Here is a 13,717-nt window from a genome sequence, read left to right on the forward strand (position 1 = left end):
CTGAGACAGTTTGCTAAGAATCTTGTTTTTTGACTAAATAAAAAATATTGACACCTAGTATAAAAGCGTTTGTTATGATAATAGGCCAAGATGTCGCTAACATAAAACCATAAACCACAAACAACAAGCATCCTATTGAATTTATAATTCGTAAAGCTTTAATGTTTTTCATTAAAAAAGAAATCATCAATGCTAATGATGCTAAATAGCCAACCCATTCTGTTAAAGGAATATTCATATCTATCTGGTTTTAAAAGATATAAATATAAGTTTTCTTGATTGTTTTTTTTGGTTTTTTCGAAAATTTTACTCGAATAAATGTTGTCTTTTTGATTTTAAAATCCTTCAAAAACACCTAAACCAAAAAGAGCAAAGTCGTAGCTAACGGGATCGTTTGGGTTAAGTTTCCTAAGTTTTAAATCCAACTCGGCTAATGCTTTTCCGTCGTTTTGTTTTCGAGTGAGTAACCCAAGTTTTCTGGCCACATTTCCAGAATGTACATCAAGAGGACAGGAAAGGATAGAAGGAGAAATTTTTTTCCAAATTCCTAAATCTACCCCTTTGTTGTCTTGTCTGCACATCCATCTAAGGTACATGTTAATTCTTTTTGCAGCAGATCCGTTCATGGGGTCGGATATGTGTTTTTGAGTTCGGTTTAAATGAGGTATTTCAAAAAATATTTTCTTGAATTCAGAGATGCTCTTTTGCATCGAATCGGGTTCTTGATGTTTAGCAAAAATCGATTCTAGTCCACCGTGATTTATATAAATGTGTTGTAAACTTTTTATGAAGCCCACAAAATCTTGCCCATTGAAAGTTCTATGAACAAATGATTCTAATTGTTCTAGATTGGTTTCAGAATGCGACATTACAAAATCATACGGAGCATTTCCCATCAAATTCATCATCTTATGAGAATTATTGATAATCATTTTGCGATTTCCCCAAGCAATAGTAGCACTCAAAAAACCTGCAATTTCTATATCCTCTTTTTGAGAAAATAAATGAGGAATTTGAACGGGATCACTTTCAATAAAATCAAGAGTGTTGTATTGTATTACTTTTTCGTCAAGAAAAGATTTGAGTTCTGATTGATTCATTTGAGTTAAGGATTGCTAATTTGACCATCAACCATAATCAATTTTCGATCGGCCATATTAGCTAATTCTTCGTTATGAGTTACGATTACAAAGGTTTGACCAAATTCGTCACGGAGTTGAAAAAATAACTGATGCAAATTTTCTGCTGAGTGCGTATCTAAATTACCTGATGGTTCATCGGCAAAAATTACATCTGGTTTGTTGATTAAGGCTCTTGCTACTGCTACACGTTGTTGTTCTCCTCCCGATAGTTCTTTGGGTTTATGATTGATTCTATGCGATAATCCTAAATATTCTAATAGTTTTTTGGCTTCTTTTTCGGTTTCTTGTTTGGATTTATTGGCAATATACGCCGGAATACAAACATTTTCTAATGCAGTGAATTCTGGTAATAGTTGATGAAATTGAAATATGAAGCCTAAATTTAAGTTTCTGAATTTTGACAAGGCTTTGTCGTTCATTTTTAAAATATCTTCATTATTAATGATTAATGAAGTTTTATTTTCGGAACTTGAATTGTTGTTTGTGTTAGGTTTATCAAGCGTTCCTAATATTTGCAAAAGTGTTGTTTTGCCAGCTCCCGAAGCACCAACAATAGATACAATTTCGCCTTTCTTGATGTGTAAATCTACTCCTTTTAAAACTTCAAGTTGATCGTAATATTTATGTATATTTTTTGCGTGTATCATTTTGTGCCAATTATAAAAATGCGATTGGTTTTATTCTTTTTATAAAACTAAGAGTTTTTACAAAGAAACAAAGTATTTGTATATTTATCGTAACTTAATTTTGGTTTATGGAAAATAATAAAGGGATTGTTACAAATGAAAATATTAAAATAAAGAAGCTGGTTTTGGGTATTGTATTTGATGTTATTGGGACGCTCACTTTCACGATACCTTATGTGGGCGAATTTGCCGATGTGGTTTGGGCGCCATTAGCTGGTTTTTTGATGGCAAAAATGTACCAAGGAAGAGTAGGGAGGATTGCAAGTATTTTGACAGTTGTAGAAGAGATAATTCCGTTTACTGATGTTATTCCTTCCTTTACAATAACTTGGATATATACCTACTGGATTCAAGGAAGCAATAAAAAGAAATAGTAAAGTTTGTTATTCTTTAAAAAGAAACCCCAATCCCATTCCTTTTAGCATCTTTTTCTCAAATGCCCAAAAGAATTTAAATTGCCCAAATAAAAAACCTATTGCGACTAATAATACCTGATAAATTGGGAAAATTACAATTAATCGTATGGGAGTGTACCAATGACCTAAATCTTCTTTGGCAATACCAATCCATTCGCAAAAAGGTTTAGATAACCATGCCGAAGATGACCCTGTAATAGCAAAAACCACAAATATAATGGCTAATTGCCAATTTGTAGTGACTCCCCAGCGTTCTTTTAATCGTTTCATTAATGATTTTCCTTTTTACAAATATAGTAGGTTTTGGCTTTTAAATCATTAGAGAATTTTGAAATCGAAGTCATTTTTTTCGAGATGTATTTGGGTAGATTTGATTATCGAGGAGGAACACGTCCAAACAATTGTTGATTGTATTTATTTTGAAAAAAGATCATATAATTATAGATGAGATAGTTCACTTCATATCCATAATTAATGTTTGAATCATAATTTATGGTCATTTCATACAGATTTGATGGGTATCTTTGAGGTTGTAGAACCCGATTGTTCCATTCTGTAATGTAAAAAATGTTTTTGTTCTCTAAATAAGCTTGTGAATAATAACCTCTTGGATACGCAGTAGAATTTAGCCAAAAATTAAAACCAGGTTCAATTATAATAACTTCATATTCTAATTCTTCGTTTTCAATTTTTAAGGTATCATTACTTACTACAATTGTTTTTTCAGAATCAGGTACACTTGTTTTAGGCGTACTACAGGCGATAATTGTAATCACGAGTATTAATGAGTAAACTGAATTCTTCATCATAATAAATTTTTGTTGTGAAAATAAATGAAGTAGGCAGAAATTAAAAACAGATATAAAACGGCTTTGAGTGTTTTGTTATAAGCAAAAGACATTTGCAAAGGAGCAAATGTCTTTTTTGTGTTTTATTGTTTTTTTTAGGGTTATTTCCCAAATAATTTTCCTAAAATTCCACCCAAACCACTACTGCTTTTTGACATAGCAAGTGCGTCACTAATATCTACTTTACCATCGGCATTTTGGTCTAAACCAAATTGAGTGCCGTATTTAGAAATAGCCTCCATAATCCCCGATGTTTGTGCTCCGCCTCCAGATATGGCTCCAATTAAATCTGAGATTTGAAAACTATCATTTGGGTCATTAGTTTTGTTTACCAAACCGCCAAGAATTTGCGGAATCAAATTTCCCGCAATACCTGAAGCAGCATTGCTATCCAAACCAAATTTTTCTCCTAAACTCCCACTAAGTTGTTGAGTGATTTGTTGTACCGCTGGATTAGAAGTGCTTTGTGCATTATTTCCTTGAAATAAGCCAGCGAGTTGTTCTATACCACCATTATCCGAAGCTAATTTTTGTAAGCTTGAAAAAATTGAGTTTCCAGCTTCTTCCATTACTGCTTCGTTTTGTTCATTGGGAACTGCGTTGTTGTTTACAACAGCTTCTTGTCCAAATTGTTGTACCAATTGTGTTAATTGCTCGAACATATTTTTTTTGATTTAAGTTTCTATCAAATGTAATCAAAAAAAAAGTTAGAAATTATCAATAAAAGTTAATAATTTCTAACTATTAGATTTTAAATCAGTAGCTTATTTTACCAGCTCTATGATTTGCTTTGCTAGTTCAGTTCCTATTCTGTCTTGGGCTTCTACTGTAGAAGCTCCAATATGTGGTGTTAATGAAATTTTTGGATGCATCAAAATTGTAATTTCAGGATTGGGTTCGTTTTCATAAACATCTAATCCAGCAAATGCTACTTTTCCGCTATCAAGTGCTTCTAATAATGCAACTTCATCAATTGCTCCACCTCGGGCACAGTTTACAATTCCGACTCCGTCTTTCATCAAATCAAAATCTTTTTTACCAATTATATAATTGTCTTGTTGCGGAACATGTAATGTTATAAAATCGGCTACTTTGAATAATGATTCTAATGATTGTGAAACAAGTGAAACAGTGATGGTTTGGTCGTTAAAAAAATGAATTTTTAAGTCTTTATGGGGGATGTCAATATCGCTATAAACAACTTTCATGCCTAGACCAATAGCTATTTTAGCAGTAGCTTTGCCAATTCGCCCCATTCCAATTATTCCTAAGGTTTTGCCTCTTAACTCGATTCCGTTTGCGTATGCTTTTTTAAGCTCGTTAAAATTAGTGTCACCCTCCAAAGGCATGTTTCTATTCGAGTCGTATAAGAATCGTACACCAGAAAATAAATGCCCAAAAACCAATTCGGCAACAGATTCTGAAGAAGCAGCTGGAGTGTTTATTACCTGAATTTTTTTGCTTTTAGCATATGCTACATCAATATTATCCATTCCAACACCACCTCGACCTATAATTTTGAGGTTTGGACAAGCGTCTATGATATCTTTACGGACTTTAGTTGCACTGCGAACTAACAGAATAGCAATGTCGTTTTTGTTAATATAATTAGCAACTTGTTCTTGTGCTACTTTGGTAGTAATAACTTCAAATCCAGAATTCTCTAAAGCGATAATACCACTTTTAGAAATTCCGTCGTTTGCTAATATTTTCATTAATTTTTTTATTTAATAGTTTAAAAAGTTTAAAGTTTAAGGTTTAAAGTTTAAGGTTTAAAGTTTTTTGGATTGCTTTAAACCTTAAACAAAGAAAACTTTAAATTTCATTTTCCAATGCTTTCATCACATCAACCAAAACTTGAACGCTTTCTAGTGGTAGAGCGTTATAGATAGAAGCTCTATATCCGCCAACAGAACGGTGTCCTGCTAAACCGTTGATTCCAGCAGCTTTCCACATTTCGTCAAATTTTGCAGCATGTGATTCATCATTTAATAAAAAAGTTACATTCATATTCGAACGGTCTTCGACTGCAGCTGTCCCTTTGAATAATGGGTTTCTGTCAATTTCGGCATACAGTAACGCTGCTTTTGCATCGTTGATTTTTTCAATAGCTTCAATTCCGCCAATTTTTTTCAACCATTGCAAAGTCAATAAAGACGCATAAACAGAGAAAACGGGTGGTGTATTGTACATACTATCAGCTTTTATATGTTTAGCATAATCTAACATACTTGGGATTACTCGATCTGTTTTGCCTAAGATTTCTTCTTTGATAACGACTAATGTAGCGCCTGCAGGTCCCATATTTTTTTGAGCACCAGCATAAATAATATCAAATTTTGAAAAATCTAATTTTCTAGAAAAAATATCGGAACTCATATCGCAAACAATTGGGATATTGGTTTCTGGAAATTCTTTTATTTGCGTACCAAAAATGGTGTTATTACTGGTGCAGTGAAAATAATCAGCATCGGCAGGAATGGTATATCCTTTTGGAATATGATTGTAATTTTCTTCTTTTGATGAAGCTACAACAACAGTTTCGCCAAAGAATTTGGCTTCTTTTATGGCACCAGAAGACCAAGTTCCAGTGTCTAAATAAGCTGCTTTCCCATTTTCTTTCATCAAATTGTAAGGAACCATCAAAAATTCTAGACTAGCTCCACCTCCTAGAAAGATGGCTTGGTATCCTTTGTCTTTTAAATCTAAAAGTTCCAAAACTAACGCTCTGGCTTCTTCCATTACAGCAACAAAATCTTTACTACGATGCGAAATTTCTAATAGTGACAAACCAGTATCGTTAAAATTTAGAATTGCTTGTGCTGATTTCTCAAAAACTTCTTGTGGTAAAATACAAGGGCCTGCGCTGTAGTTGTGTTTTTTCATGGTGTAGTTATTGTTTGTTTTGTATTAGTTTTGAATTGTTATTGAGACAGAAAATGACATTATTTTCTATAGTTTGAATGTGCAAATTTCGTGAATACGGGATAAAAAATCATTAAATAATTCACAATAATCTTTTATCTTCAAATTATAGTGACGTTAAAAATGAAATTGTATCTATGTTATCAGCATAATCCCAAAGATTTGGTTTTTGTGTAGATCCAAATGAAATACTGTCTTCTGTTAGTTGGTTGCTTACAATGCATTGAATTTGATCGGATTCACTCTTAAGACGCTTTTGTAAATCGCCTAAGTTTTCATAATATTCATAAAACACACTCGATATAGGAGAACTGTAGCTGGAATCTTCTTTGATAGTCAAGAATCCGTTATCTAGAATTTTGAAATTACTCATCAAAAATACAGCTTTGTTGTAATCATAATTGTTAGCGTATTTTTCGTAATGGATGATGTCTTGGAATTCAAACATTGCTTCAAAGAATGCATCGAAGGAATATTCTTTTGGGACAAAGAGTTTAGAAACATTACGGCATCCTAATCCAAAATATCTAAAAATATCTTCTCCTAACTGAATTAACTGTTCTTTGGTTTCATTGCCATTTAATATTGCTGCAGAATTTCTGTTTTTTCTAATAATAGATGGCTTGTCTTTAAAGTAATATTCAAAATAACGAGCCGTATTATTACTGCCTGTTGCAATTACGGCATCAAAACCTTCTAGTTTTTCTTCTATAAAAGTGATTTTAGATTTAAATTCAGGTTCTATTGCCATGAGATAATTAGCCAAAAAGGGCAATAAATGTTGGTCGTTTGATGAGGTTTTAACAATTACATTATGTCCTGATATTAATACTGATACAAAATCATGAAATCCTACTAGTGGAATATTACCTGCTAAAATCAATGCTATGTTTTTTGATTCTATTTGACTCAAATCATATTTAGAAAGCCATTTGTTTAGATTTTCTTCTGTTAATGCTTCAGACCAAGATCGTAAAGCATAACGTATTTGTTCTGGCGTGTACCAACCGTTATGAGACTGAGAAAGTTGTATCAAATCAATACATTTTTCAAAAAATAAATCATTTCTCAAAACTGAGTCGTCCTTTGTGTAATTTTCTTCTTTAAATTGATTTAAGAATTTTCCCAGTTTAACAAATGCACTTTTTTTTGTATCTAATGTCATAATGTTTGTTTATGAAAAGTTTTGATTGTAATTTTGCACAAAAATAAGCTTTTTATAAGCTCTAGGCAAAAGTTGTATTGAGTATTCGTATTTCGTTAATTTCGACTTTGCCTATAAGCTTTTAATTTTTAAAACTAAACGGAAAATGGCAATTATTATAACCGACGAATGCATTAATTGTGGGGCTTGTGAACCAGAATGCCCAAACACAGCTATATATGAAGGAGCCGATGATTGGAGATATAAAGATGGTACAAGTCTAAAAGGGAAAATTGTTTTACCTGATGGTACAGAAGTGGATTCAGATGAAGCACAAACGCCAATTTCAGATGAGATTTATTATATCGTACCTGGTAAATGTACTGAATGTAAAGGGTTTCATGATGAGCCACAATGTGCTGCCGTTTGTCCAGTAGATTGCTGTGTACCTGATGATAATCACGTAGAGGATGAAGAAACTTTATTGAATCGTCAAGCATTTTTACATAACGAATAATACTAAAAATTAGTAAATGGATATAGCCCAAACTTGTAAAAGTTTGGGTTTTTTTGTTGTCAAAAATTCCTATTGAAATTTTTTAGCGTATGAAAAGCAATAATTAAGACATATAATAGTGTATTAGGATTGCATTTGTTTAGGTAACTTTTGTGCAATAAATTGTTTCTTAAATTTTGGATCATTTTCTTTTTAAAAGAAATTATTCTATTTTTATAAAAAATAGTTGCGTAAAACAGCTGTATGCTAACAAGATGAGAGAGAAATTAGTGTTGATTTTATTTTTTTCGTGTTTTATTCTTTTTTCACAAACCAATGAAAAAAGAGTAATATTACTGGATATAGATTCTAATTTACCTATTGAGGAGGCAGTAGTTCAGGTTTTAAAAACAAAACAAGTTTTAGTTACCAATAGCGAAGGAACAGTCGAATTTGAAATCAAAGGAGGTTCTAATTTAAAAGTAACACATTCATCCTATTTACCATTAACTATAAAATGGGCTTCATTAAACCAGGAAGACAATATATTTTATTTAAAAAGTAAAATAACTTCTCTAGATGATATTATAATTACGAGCAAAGCTCCTCAGGAAATCATTAAAGATTTAGTTGAGAATTCTACAAAAACACTCAACGTTCCCGCTAGATTGAAAGTATATGCTAGAGAGTTTTTTAAATTGAATGGTGATTATACTTATTTTAACGATGGCCTTATCAATTTTCAATTATACAAAGAACAGAAAAAAGTAAAATCGGTTTTGTTATTAGAGCAAAATAGGTCTTTTGGTTTGGTTGGAGAAGATGTGTCTTCGGATTTATTAGGTTATAATTTGAATTTGATGATGGAGAAGTATTATGTTTTTTCAGTTTTGAGGCCTTTGTTGGATGAAAAGATGCGAAAAAAATTTAATTATATTGTAAAATCGAATCCTTTAAACCCCGAATATAATAGTATTGTGGTTACTCCAATCCCTAATACAGAATCTGAAGAACTACTCGATGATTATAGAATAGTGTACGATGTAAAACGAAAACTCATAATCGAAATCTACGCAGTGGTTTCGCCTGAATTATTGGCATCTGCAAAAGAAAACACAGGAAAAGGAGCAAAAAATTTATTAAAATCCATTTTTAAAACCACCTACAGAGCTGATTTAGGAAATTATTATCTAGTAAGTTCCAATGAAGAAATAAATTACACCATTGATGTTGGAAATGAAATTAAAAATATCGAAGTAATCAATAATCTGGTAACAACTAATTTTAATATTCAGAACTTTACGTACAAAGAGAGCGAGGTTTTTAAACACAAAACCCTTTTTAATGCCAAGAATTCTATACTCACAGAATATTGGCAAGTTTCGGGTTTAACTCCAACAGCAAAAGAATTGGAAATAATAAATGAAATTAAGAATTAAGTTTCGAGATTTTACTATTGTAGCCGCTGTTTTTTTCTTTTGATCTATTCTATTTCATAAAAATTAAAATAAATAATGATGAGTTGGTAGATTTTAATTATTGCTGGATTATTTGAAGTTGCTTTTGTTTTTTGCTTAGGAAAAGCTAAAGAAGCCGTTGGAAACGAGATGTATTTTTGGTACATAGGATTCGTTATTACCCTTTGTATTAGTATGGGGCTTTTAATAAAAGCAACCCAAAATTTACCAATGGGAACCGCTTATGCAGTATGGACCGGAACAGGAGTTGTAGGGACTGTATTGCTTGGGATTTTGTTTTTTAAAGAGCTAGTTACTTTTGTGCGAACATTCTTTTTGTTGACTTTGATTATTTCGATTGTTGGATTGAAATTTGTCTCCCATTAAAACATGTTGCGTTTTTTTGCTACAAATACATAGGTGTCATATGCATACGTTTTTCGGTCTATTATTTTAAGGATTTCAAAATGGTTTAAGTATAAAAACAGTTGTATTTCATTAACGGTAAAAACCCTTACGGTAGAGATGTCTTCTACCAAAATATCTTTTTTACTTTCGTTTTTTTGATAATATTTGGCATTCCAATCTAAAACGAAATTTTCGAAAGGACTTGTTTCCCATTGGCTTTCCCGAATGTAATCTATTCCGTCAAAATGAGCTTTGTGAATAATGGTTTTGTTTTCTTTGATAAAAGGGATAAAACGATTAGCATCAATGATATCAAAAATGAGTATTCCGTTTGAGTTTAGGTTTTTATGAATGGACTCAAAAGTATCTGCTATATCTTCATTATTGATTAAATAACTTGTGGAGCGACCAGTGATGAGAATGGCATCAACGGGTTTTTCTAGATCAAAATTGCGCATATCTCCATGTATAAAAGTGCAATTTTTGTTTTTTTGCTGAGCTATTTCAATCATACTTAGACTAGAGTCTAGGCCAATGTAGTTTTTGTTGTTGTTATAAAAACGTTTGGCAAGATTACCAGTTCCACTTCCTATTTCAAGTATAGAATAGCAATTTTCTTCCTGAATTAATTTATTGAAAAATTCATATTCTTTGTCGTAGTCTATAAAATTTTGATACATCGCATCAAAAATAGCAGCCATTTTTCCAGAAAATAAATTTGCCATATTGTTGATTATTAGTTAATAATAAATTTAAAAAAAATAAAGGACTTAGGAGGGCAGGTCTTTGTATTTTAACTTGCTTTTTAGAAGTAATACCTTATTTAGATATCTTGTTTTTTTGAAATCAAGTAAAAGCATAGCAGCTGTTAGTTCTCTTTTTTTGAAACTAAAAAACAGTTTAAATGTATTAATGGTTACCAAATGAGGTAAAAAAAACACTGTAAAAGGCAAAAAGCATTAATCTTAAAAAAAAGTTCAATAAGCATTTTTAAATCTTATATTTGCAGACTTTAAAAACGAAATTATTAAAAACAGATGTCAGTCAAAAGTCGTTTGTAAATAAATATATTATGAAAGCAGGAATTGTAGGGTTACCAAATGTTGGAAAATCAACATTGTTCAATTGTTTATCAAATGCAAAAGCGCAAAGTGCAAATTTCCCTTTTTGTACTATCGAACCGAATATTGGAGTGGTAAACGTTCCAGATCCAAGAATCAATAAATTGGAAGAATTGGTAAAACCAGAACGAGTGCAAATGGCAACTGTAGATATCGTAGATATTGCAGGTTTGGTAAAAGGAGCTAGTAAAGGCGAAGGTTTAGGAAACCAGTTTCTTGGAAATATTAGAGAATGTAACGCTATTATTCACGTATTACGTTGTTTTGATAATGACAATATTGTTCACGTTGATGGAAACGTAAACCCAATTCGCGACAAAGAAACAATTGATATAGAATTGCAATTAAAAGATTTAGAAACAGTTGATAAACGTTTAGAAAAAGTAAACCGTGCAGCCAAAACAGGTAACAAAGAAGCTCAGGTAGAAAAAGCACTTTTAGATCGCATCAAAGATGCGTTGTTACAGGCAAAATCCGCTAGAACTGTAACTCCTCAAAGTAATGACGAAGAAGTTTTGATGGAAGCTTTTCAATTGATTACAACAAAACCAGTTTTATACGTTTGTAATGTTGACGAAAGTTCAGCAGTAAGCGGAAACAAATACGTTGACCAAGTTCGTGAGTTGGTTAAGGACGAAGACGCTGAAGTTATTGTGCTTTCTGTAGGAGCCGAAGCGGATATTACGGAGTTAGAAAGCTACGAAGAACGCCAAATTTTCTTGGCCGACATGGGATTAGATGAGCCGGGTTCGTCTGTTTTAATTCGAGCAGCTTACAAATTATTAAAACAACAAACCTATTTTACTGCTGGTGTCAAAGAGGTTCGTGCTTGGACAATTCCTATTGGTTCTACAGCTCCTCAAGCAGCTGGAGTAATCCATACCGATTTCGAAAAAGGATTTATTCGTGCCGAAGTTATCGCTTACGATGATTATGTGGCTTTCGGATCTGAATCCAAAGTAAAAGAAGCAGGAAAATTACGTGTCGAAGGTAAAGAATATATCGTAAAAGATGGTGATGTAATGCATTTTAGATTTAATGTTTAGTTTTTTACAAAATAAAATAAAGGAAAAAGGAAATAGTGAGAACCGCAAAAGTAATTTTGCGGTTTTTTTATACCATCAAAAATCTGTAATCTTTTTTAGAACCTAATCCAGCTTTCCGTTTCAAGATTTTTCCCGAAGGTAGTTTTTTCTAAGACCCAAAAGGAGCTTCCGTTGGTCGCTCTTTTTAGTCAAGAAAAAAATCAACCTTCAGGAAAAATGCTTTCCACTTCAATCTGGGGTAAAACAGTACATTAGATTACAAATTTTAGTACTTTTATTAAATATTGTAATTTAAAAAGTAGGATACACATGCTATTACAATCGATTTTAGATAATGATTTTTACAAGTTTACCATGCAGCACGCTGTGATAAAACTTTTTCCAAATGCTAGAGTGCGTTACGCATTTATCAATCGAGGCAAGCATCTTTTTCCACCAAATTTTGCTGTTTTATTCCGTGAAGCTGTTGATGCTATGGTTCATTTAAAATTGACAGCAGACGAAAAAAAATTTTTAACCAATAACTGTCCATATTTAGATCCAACTTATCTGGATTTTTTGCAAGGCTACCAATATGACCCGACTGAAGTTACCATCGAGCAGAAGGGAACCGACTTAAAAGTTACCATCGAGGGCTATTGGTACCGAACCATATTGTGGGAAGTTCCGTTGATGGCTTTGATATCCGAACTTTTCTATACTTCACAAAATTTAATCCGTATCGATGATGACGAAGTACGACGCATCACAAAAGAAAAAATTGAAAAATACAACGCTTTGGGAGTTGTAATTTTAGAATTCGGGACTCGTCGTCGTCATTCGTATCAAGTGCATCGTTTGGTCAATGAAACTTTAGATGCTTTCGGAACTTCAAGTTTTTTAGGAACCAGTAATGTGCATTTGGCAATGTTGCAAAACAGGAAACCATCGGGAACACACGCTCACGAATGGTTTATGTATCACGCATCGCAATATGGTTTTAAAGTGGCTAATGCTATAAGTCTCGAAAATTGGACCAAAGTATATGAAGGCGACCTCGGAATAGCACTGACAGATACTTATACGACTGATATTTTTTTTGAACAGTTTAATAAAAAGTATTCAAAACTTTTTGATGGAGTTCGTCACGATAGTGGTGATCCAATAGAATTTGCCAAAAAAACCATTGCGCATTACGAACAAATGGGAATTGATCCGAAGTCGAAAATCATTATTTTCTCCGATTCTTTAAATTTTGAAGAGGTCAAAGCAATTGCTGATTTCTGCAAAGGTAAAATAAAAATGTCTTTCGGAATCGGAACTAATTTTAGTAATGATGTTGGTTTACCACCAATGAATATGGTAATCAAACTAACCGATGCTAAACCAGATTTGAGCCATTGGGAAGGTGTAGTGAAATTGTCAGACGAAAAAAATAAACATACCGGAACGCCAAAAATGATTGCTTTAGCACAACAAGTTTTAGGAATTGAGTAGTAATTTTAAATAATAAAAATAATATGAAAATAATCGCTTTTGCAGGAAGTCCAAGTAAAAACTCTATCAATAAAAAATTAGCTACTTACGCTGCTGGTTTATTCGAAAATGCCCAAGTTGAGGTTTTGGATTTAAATGATTACGAAATGCCTTTGTTTAGTGTAGATAAAGAGGCTGTTGTTGGGCAACACGCTTTAGCTAAAGCCTTTCTAGAAAAAATAGCAACTGCCGATTTTTTGGTGGTTTCGTTGGCCGAAAATAATGGAAATTACAGTGCTGCTTTCAAAAACACTTTAGATTGGTGTTCGAGAGTTAATCCAAAATTATTTCAAGAAAAACCAATGCTTTTGATGGCTACTTCTCCAGGAGCCAGAGGTGGGATAAGTGTGCTTGAGATTGCCAAAAATAACTTTCCTCGTTTTGCTGCCGATATCAAAGCGGTTTATTCTTTACCAAGTTTCAATGATAATTTTGATATTGTAAATGGTGAAATTTCTAATGCAGAATTAGATAATCAGTTAAAAGAAATTGTTGGCGGTTTCTAAATTTTAA

At 32.4% G+C, this 13,717-nt stretch carries 17 protein-coding genes; 7 read left to right on the forward strand and 10 right to left on the reverse strand.

All coding sequences use genetic code 11. From position 1 onward, the window contains the following. Positions 1-13: 13 nt before the first annotated feature. From ABEB18_RS07555 to ABEB18_RS07565, 3 genes are all read right to left on the reverse strand, one after another. Positions 14-238 carry a uroporphyrinogen decarboxylase gene (locus ABEB18_RS07555; protein WP_348798611.1) on the reverse strand — a complete coding sequence of 75 codons (225 nt, stop codon included), beginning with the start codon at positions 236-238 and terminating at the stop codon, positions 14-16. Between the two features lie 97 nt (positions 239-335). Then, positions 336-1,100: a TIGR02757 family protein gene (locus ABEB18_RS07560; protein WP_348798612.1), complete on the reverse strand. Its 765-nt coding sequence runs from the start codon at positions 1,098-1,100 to the stop codon at positions 336-338. A gap of 5 nt (positions 1,101-1,105) precedes the next feature. After that, positions 1,106-1,789, reverse strand: a complete 684-nt coding sequence (locus ABEB18_RS07565) for an ABC transporter ATP-binding protein (RefSeq protein ID WP_348798614.1) — start codon at positions 1,787-1,789, stop codon at positions 1,106-1,108. Between the two features lie 107 nt (positions 1,790-1,896). Between ABEB18_RS07565 and ABEB18_RS07570 the strand changes: the two genes are divergently transcribed. Then, a complete protein-coding gene (locus ABEB18_RS07570; RefSeq protein WP_348798615.1) occupies positions 1,897-2,202 on the forward strand; it encodes a hypothetical protein in 306 nt (101 codons plus the stop codon). A gap of 9 nt (positions 2,203-2,211) precedes the next feature. On the opposite strand, the gene ABEB18_RS07575 is transcribed toward ABEB18_RS07570, so the two are convergent. From ABEB18_RS07575 to ABEB18_RS07600, 6 genes are all read right to left on the reverse strand, one after another. Then, positions 2,212-2,514: a DUF6787 family protein gene (locus ABEB18_RS07575; RefSeq protein ID WP_348798616.1), complete on the reverse strand. Its 303-nt coding sequence runs from the start codon at positions 2,512-2,514 to the stop codon at positions 2,212-2,214. A gap of 104 nt (positions 2,515-2,618) precedes the next feature. Then, on the reverse strand, positions 2,619-3,050 hold the full coding sequence (locus tag ABEB18_RS07580) for a DUF6146 family protein (protein ID WP_438861440.1): 432 nt from the start codon (positions 3,048-3,050) through the stop codon (positions 2,619-2,621). 143 nt (positions 3,051-3,193) lie between these two features. Continuing rightward, the gene (locus tag ABEB18_RS07585) at positions 3,194-3,754 is read right to left on the reverse strand and encodes a DUF937 domain-containing protein (protein ID WP_348798618.1); all 561 of its coding nucleotides are present in this window, start codon (positions 3,752-3,754) and stop codon (positions 3,194-3,196) included. A 102-nt stretch (positions 3,755-3,856) separates the two neighbouring features. Beyond that, positions 3,857-4,807: a D-2-hydroxyacid dehydrogenase gene (locus ABEB18_RS07590; RefSeq protein WP_348798619.1), complete on the reverse strand. Its 951-nt coding sequence runs from the start codon at positions 4,805-4,807 to the stop codon at positions 3,857-3,859. Positions 4,808-4,907: 100 nt separating this feature from the next. Then, positions 4,908-5,978, reverse strand: coding sequence for a 3-phosphoserine/phosphohydroxythreonine transaminase (serC, locus tag ABEB18_RS07595; protein ID WP_348798620.1), 1,071 nt, complete (start codon positions 5,976-5,978; stop codon positions 4,908-4,910). A 145-nt stretch (positions 5,979-6,123) separates the two neighbouring features. Further along, positions 6,124-7,182, reverse strand: a complete 1,059-nt coding sequence (locus tag ABEB18_RS07600) for an acyl-CoA reductase (RefSeq protein ID WP_348798621.1) — start codon at positions 7,180-7,182, stop codon at positions 6,124-6,126. Positions 7,183-7,327: 145 nt separating this feature from the next. Between ABEB18_RS07600 and ABEB18_RS07605 the strand changes: the two genes are divergently transcribed. From ABEB18_RS07605 to ABEB18_RS07615, 3 genes are all read left to right on the forward strand, one after another. Continuing rightward, a complete protein-coding gene (locus ABEB18_RS07605) occupies positions 7,328-7,678 on the forward strand; it encodes a 4Fe-4S dicluster domain-containing protein (protein ID WP_348798622.1) in 351 nt (116 codons plus the stop codon). Positions 7,679-7,932: 254 nt separating this feature from the next. Continuing rightward, on the forward strand, positions 7,933-9,096 hold the full coding sequence (locus ABEB18_RS07610) for a hypothetical protein (RefSeq protein WP_348798623.1): 1,164 nt from the start codon (positions 7,933-7,935) through the stop codon (positions 9,094-9,096). 90 nt (positions 9,097-9,186) lie between these two features. Continuing rightward, positions 9,187-9,501, forward strand: coding sequence for a DMT family transporter (locus tag ABEB18_RS07615; RefSeq protein WP_348798730.1), 315 nt, complete (start codon positions 9,187-9,189; stop codon positions 9,499-9,501). Here the strand turns inward: ABEB18_RS07615 and ABEB18_RS07620 are convergent. Further along, entirely contained in the window at positions 9,498-10,247 is a 750-nt protein-coding gene (locus tag ABEB18_RS07620) for a class I SAM-dependent DNA methyltransferase (RefSeq protein ID WP_348798624.1), read from the reverse strand. The genes ABEB18_RS07615 and ABEB18_RS07620 overlap by 4 nt on opposite strands. 347 nt (positions 10,248-10,594) lie before the next feature. Here ABEB18_RS07620 and ychF point away from each other — a divergent pair, with 347 nt between their 5' ends. The 3 genes from ychF to ABEB18_RS07635 all read left to right on the forward strand — a co-directional run bounded on the left by ychF (position 10,595) and on the right by ABEB18_RS07635 (position 13,710). After that, positions 10,595-11,689, forward strand: coding sequence for a redox-regulated ATPase YchF (gene ychF / locus ABEB18_RS07625; RefSeq protein WP_348798625.1), 1,095 nt, complete (start codon positions 10,595-10,597; stop codon positions 11,687-11,689). Positions 11,690-11,998: 309 nt separating this feature from the next. Then, positions 11,999-13,165, forward strand: coding sequence for a nicotinate phosphoribosyltransferase (pncB, locus tag ABEB18_RS07630; protein WP_348798626.1), 1,167 nt, complete (start codon positions 11,999-12,001; stop codon positions 13,163-13,165). Positions 13,166-13,188: 23 nt separating this feature from the next. Further along, positions 13,189-13,710, forward strand: a complete 522-nt coding sequence (locus tag ABEB18_RS07635; protein WP_348798628.1) for an NADPH-dependent FMN reductase — start codon at positions 13,189-13,191, stop codon at positions 13,708-13,710. The last annotated feature ends 7 nt before the right edge of the window (positions 13,711-13,717 follow it).

This window comes from Flavobacterium adhaerens (assembly GCF_040045115.1).
Classification (GTDB): Bacteria; Bacteroidota; Bacteroidia; order Flavobacteriales; family Flavobacteriaceae; genus Flavobacterium; species Flavobacterium adhaerens.

Bases quoted from the DNA above. Each gene is read 5' to 3' on its own strand.
- ABEB18_RS07555 (WP_348798611.1), bottom strand. From the start codon at position 238: ATGAATATTCCTTTAACAGAATGGGTTGGCTATTTAGCATCATTAGCA.
- ABEB18_RS07560 (WP_348798612.1), bottom strand. From the start codon at position 1,100: ATGAATCAATCAGAACTCAAATCTTTTCTTGACGAAAAAGTAATACAA.
- ABEB18_RS07565 (WP_348798614.1), bottom strand. From the start codon at position 1,789: ATGATACACGCAAAAAATATACATAAATATTACGATCAACTTGAAGTT.
- ABEB18_RS07570 (WP_348798615.1), top strand. From the start codon at position 1,897: ATGGAAAATAATAAAGGGATTGTTACAAATGAAAATATTAAAATAAAG.
- ABEB18_RS07575 (WP_348798616.1), bottom strand. From the start codon at position 2,514: ATGAAACGATTAAAAGAACGCTGGGGAGTCACTACAAATTGGCAATTA.
- ABEB18_RS07580 (WP_438861440.1), bottom strand. From the start codon at position 3,050: ATGAAGAATTCAGTTTACTCATTAATACTCGTGATTACAATTATCGCC.
- ABEB18_RS07585 (WP_348798618.1), bottom strand. From the start codon at position 3,754: ATGTTCGAGCAATTAACACAATTGGTACAACAATTTGGACAAGAAGCT.
- ABEB18_RS07590 (WP_348798619.1), bottom strand. From the start codon at position 4,807: ATGAAAATATTAGCAAACGACGGAATTTCTAAAAGTGGTATTATCGCT.
- serC (WP_348798620.1), bottom strand. From the start codon at position 5,978: ATGAAAAAACACAACTACAGCGCAGGCCCTTGTATTTTACCACAAGAA.
- ABEB18_RS07600 (WP_348798621.1), bottom strand. From the start codon at position 7,182: ATGACATTAGATACAAAAAAAAGTGCATTTGTTAAACTGGGAAAATTC.
- ABEB18_RS07605 (WP_348798622.1), top strand. From the start codon at position 7,328: ATGGCAATTATTATAACCGACGAATGCATTAATTGTGGGGCTTGTGAA.
- ABEB18_RS07610 (WP_348798623.1), top strand. From the start codon at position 7,933: ATGAGAGAGAAATTAGTGTTGATTTTATTTTTTTCGTGTTTTATTCTT.
- ABEB18_RS07620 (WP_348798624.1), bottom strand. From the start codon at position 10,247: ATGGCAAATTTATTTTCTGGAAAAATGGCTGCTATTTTTGATGCGATG.
- ychF (WP_348798625.1), top strand. From the start codon at position 10,595: ATGAAAGCAGGAATTGTAGGGTTACCAAATGTTGGAAAATCAACATTG.
- pncB (WP_348798626.1), top strand. From the start codon at position 11,999: ATGCTATTACAATCGATTTTAGATAATGATTTTTACAAGTTTACCATG.
- ABEB18_RS07635 (WP_348798628.1), top strand. From the start codon at position 13,189: ATGAAAATAATCGCTTTTGCAGGAAGTCCAAGTAAAAACTCTATCAAT.